The 2520-nt window shown below is 72.8% G+C and carries 2 protein-coding genes and 2 pseudogenes; 3 read left to right on the top strand and 1 reads right to left on the bottom strand.

The window, feature by feature from the left end; genetic code table 11:
• Positions 1–1408 (bottom strand): MFS transporter (locus tag VIM19_15380; protein ID HEY5186242.1); only part of this gene is annotated, 1408 nt, incomplete at its 3' end.
• Between the two features lie 116 nt (positions 1409–1524).
• Between VIM19_15380 and VIM19_15375 the strand changes: the two are divergent.
• The 3 genes and pseudogenes from VIM19_15375 (at position 1525) to VIM19_15365 (ending at position 2360) form a co-directional block, all read left to right on the top strand.
• A pseudogene (locus tag VIM19_15375) lies at positions 1525–1731 on the top strand (dioxygenase).
• Between the two features lie 223 nt (positions 1732–1954).
• Positions 1955–2065: pseudogene (locus tag VIM19_15370) on the top strand (6-chlorohydroxyquinol-1,2-dioxygenase).
• The gene (locus VIM19_15365; GenBank protein HEY5186241.1) at positions 2034–2360 is read left to right on the top strand and encodes a hypothetical protein; all 327 of its coding nucleotides are present in this window, start codon (positions 2034–2036) and stop codon (positions 2358–2360) included. Before VIM19_15370 ends, VIM19_15365 begins: the two are co-directional and overlap by 32 nt.
• Positions 2361–2520 lie beyond the last annotated feature (160 nt).

Here is a 2520-nt window from a genome sequence, read left to right as displayed (position 1 = left end):
GCAGCGCCCCGTACCGGTCGACCAGGATCTGGGTGGCCCCGATCGACTCGCCGGCCGCGTCGCGCGCGGCCGCCGGCAGCCCGGCCAGCGCGTGGCTGATCTGGCTGCGGTAGACGGTGGACAGCACCGAGCCCAGCACTGCGACGCCGAGCGCCCCGCCGACCTGGCGCACCGTGCTGTTCACCGCCGAGCCGGCCCCTGCGCGGGCCGGGGGCAGGCTCTGCAGGATCGCGGTGGTCGCCGGTGCCATCGCCAGTCCCATCCCGACACCGAGCAAGAACAGCAGCGACTCCAGGTTGAGCAGGGAGGTGCCCGCGGTGATGAAGCCGAACCAGCCCATCGCCACCCCCACCAGGCCCAGGCCGGTCGCGCAGACCGCCTTGCGTCCGAATCGGCCGGTCAGCCCGTCGCTTAGGGGTGCGAAGACGCCGATGGCCACGGCCAGCGGCAGCAGCAGCGCCCCGGCGCGCAGCGGGCTGAAGCCCCGCTCGAACTGCAGGTAGTAGGTGCCGAACAGCATGATCCCGAACAGTGAGAACGAGACCAGGGTCATGGCCGCCACGCCGGAGGAGAACGCCGGGTGCCGGAACCAGCCCGGGTCCAGGGCCGGACGGCGGGAGCGCGCCTCCAGCCAGGCGAACAGCGCCAGGACGGCGACCCCGACGCAGAGGCTGGCGACGACGACTGGGCTGGTCCAGCGGCTGGTCTCCCCGGCCCGGATCAGGCCATACACGACGAGTACCAGCCCGGCCACGGCGACCGGGACGGCCCGCGCGTCGAGGGACTGTCCGCTGGGGTCGTGCGACTCGGGGACGAGCCACCACACGCCGACGATGCCCGCGGCCACGATCGGCACGTTGATCAGGAAGACCGAGCCCCACCAGAACCCGGCGCTGAGCAGCGCGCCGCCGACCAGCGGTCCGATCGCCAGGGCCAGGCCGCTGAACCCGGCCCAGATCGCGATGGCCCGCCCGCGCTCGTCGTCGTCGAACACGTTGGTGATGATCGCCAGGGTGGCCGGGAAGATCGCCGCGGCGCCGAGCCCCATGACCGTGCGCAGCCCGATGAGCACCGACGGGGTGCCGGCGTAGGCGGCCGCGGCGGACCCGGCACCGAAGATGACCAGTCCGAGCAGCAGGACCCGCCGCCGGCCCGAGCGGTCGCCGAGCACCCCCCACGGGAACAGCAGGGCGGCGAACGCCAGCGTGTAGGCGTCGATGATCCACTCCTGCTGGCTTTGCGTCGCGCCCAGCTGCTCCTGGATGCGCGGCAGCGCCACGTTGAGCACCGTGTTGTCGAGGGTGACGACCAGGATGCTCACGACGAGCACCCCGAGAGTGGCCCAGCGCCGCCGGTGCACCCGCTCCGCGAGCAGTTCCTGCCGGTCGCCCACGCCGCTCACGGTCACCTGGCCCACCTCCGCTGCCAGAGTGGTCAGGTGCCCCCGATAGTGGCCAGAGGCGAACGACCCGGGGCACCTCCCGGTGGCTCGTGTGCGATCGTTCGCGCCTGACCGTCGCCCCGATGACGCCGGACGCGCTGACCGCCGAGGTCGTGGCGCGCCTGGAGAACACCCCTGACCCGAGGCTGCGCGAGGTGATCCAGGCCCTCGTGCGTCACCTGCACGCCTTCGCCCGGGAGGTCCGGCTGACCGACGAGGAGTGGCTCACCGGGGTCCGCTTCCTCACCGCGACCGGGCAGAAGTGCGACGACGTGCGGCAGGAGATGATCCTGCTGTCCGACACCCTGGGGCTGTCCGCCCTGGTGGGCCTGGTCAACCACGCCGGGGACGAGCCCTCGGTCACCGAGCCCACCATGCTCGGACCGTTCTACGTGCCCGACTCGCCGTGGCGGGAGCTCGGCGCGTCGATGGTCGACGACGACGACGGCGGCGCGCCGGCGATCCTGCGGGGCCGGGTGGTCGGCGGCGACGGCCCGACCGCTCGCCGGTGCGGTGCTGGACGTGTGGCAGAACGCCAGCACCGGGTTCTACGCCGTGCAGCAGCCGGGCGGGCAGCCGCCCGGCAACCTGCGTGGCCGCTACCGCACCGACGCCGAGGGTCGCTACCAGATCCGCACCGTGCGACCGGTCCCGTACGCCGTCCCCGACGACGCCCCCGGTCGGCCGGCTGCTGCGGCAGACCGGACGCCACCCGTGGCGGGCCGCCCACATCCACGCGATCGTCACCGCCGAGGGTCACCGGCCTGTGGTGACGCACGTCTTCGACAGCTCCTCGCGCTACCTCGACTCCGACACGGTGTTCGGGGTGAAGCAGTCGCAGATCCGCGACTTCGTGCCCGGTGACGACGGCGTGCTGGTCGGCGAGCACGACATCACCCTCGCCGCGGTCGCCCGGTGACGGGCTGAACCATGGCTGTTGCCCGCGAGGGTCCGTCTCGCCGATCGGGTCAACCGGGACGCCGCGAGCCGGAGTTCACGTCGAACGGACGCATCCGGTCGTGGCGTCGTGAGCAGTCACCCTTCGAGGCCGAACCGCGAATCTGATCGACCAGCCCGAT

The organism is Actinomycetes bacterium, assembly GCA_036510875.1.
Taxonomy (GTDB): Bacteria; Actinomycetota; Actinomycetes; order Prado026; family Prado026; genus DATCDE01.
Note: the sequence above shows the minus strand (reverse complement) of the source record. Positions and strands in the feature narration are given on the sequence as shown.